Origin of the sequence: Variovorax sp. CF079 (genome assembly GCF_900101545.1) — a bacterium.
GTDB lineage: Bacteria > Pseudomonadota > Gammaproteobacteria > Burkholderiales > Burkholderiaceae_C > Variovorax.
This window is the reverse complement of record NZ_FMZU01000069.1, coordinates 1-1,111: the sequence shown is the minus strand read 5'-3', so window position 1 is coordinate 1,111 and position 1,111 is coordinate 1. Positions and strand designations below refer to the sequence as shown.

At 62.3% G+C, this 1,111-nt stretch carries 1 pseudogene; it reads left to right on the top strand.

Annotated elements, in window-relative coordinates:
* Nucleotides 1–49: 49 nt before the first annotated feature.
* A pseudogene (locus tag BLS74_RS33580) lies at nt 50–1,111 on the top strand (IS3 family transposase); the annotation flags it as partial.

Genomic DNA, 1,111 nt, shown 5'->3' with positions numbered 1-1,111 from the left:
AAAAACGTATCCCTTGCTGAGTGTTTCAATGCAAGCAAGGAGAACGCAAATGACGAAGACGACGAGAGCGCGCTACACGCTGGAGTTCAAGCAAGAGGCTGTGCGGCTGGTCGAAGGTGGCCAGAGCATCGCGGCGGCAGCCCGCACATTGGGCGTGGTCGAGCAGACGCTGTTCAACTGGGTCAAGGCGCAGCGCCAAGGCAAGCTCACCGGTGCTGACAGCAAGCCGGTGAGCGCTGAGCAAATGGAGATCAGCCGGCTGCGTGCGGAACTGGCGCGTGTGAAGATGGAGCGCGATATCCTGGAAAAAGCGACGGCGTACTTCGCGAAAGCGCAGCGGTGAAGTACGCCTTCGTCCAACGCCACCGACGAGTGTGGCCGATCTCGGTGCAATGCCGAGTACTGCGAATCAGCATGGCGGGATACCACGAGCACTTCGTGCGCAAAGCCAGCGGCGCGCAGCGCCGCCACCTGAGCGACGATGCCTTGCTGGTGCACATCAAGGCCATCCATGCCGAGACACGTGGCAGCTACGGGTGGCCGCGTGTGTGGAAAGAGCTTCTCGCACGCGGCATTCGCGTGGGCAAAGATCGGGTTCAAAAGCTCATGCAGCTGCACGGCATCCGCGCCAAGGGCAAGCGGCGCTTCAAGGTCACCACCGACAGCCGCCATGACCTGCCGATCTCGCCCAACCTGCTGAACCGTGAATTCGCCGTCACGCAGCCGGACAAGGTCTGGGCGGGCGACATCACCTACATCGCCACCGACGAGGGCTGGCTGTTCCTGGCGGTGGTGATCGATCTGTTCAGCCGCCAGGTGGTGGGTTGGTCGCTGCGAGAGGACATGACGCGCGAGCTCGTGATCGATGCGCTGCGAATGGCGTGGTTCAAGCGTCACCCGGGCAAGCAGGCAGGATTGATCTTCCACAGCGACCGGGGCAGCCAGTACGCCAGCCACGACTTCAGGGACGTGCTCAAGGAGTACGGCATCACCAGCTCCATGAGTCGCAAGGGAAACTGCTGGGACAACGCCTGCAGCGAGACCCTGTTCGGGTCATTGAAGGTGGAGCGGCTGCACGGACAACGCTTCAAGACCAAGCGCGAGGCCAAGG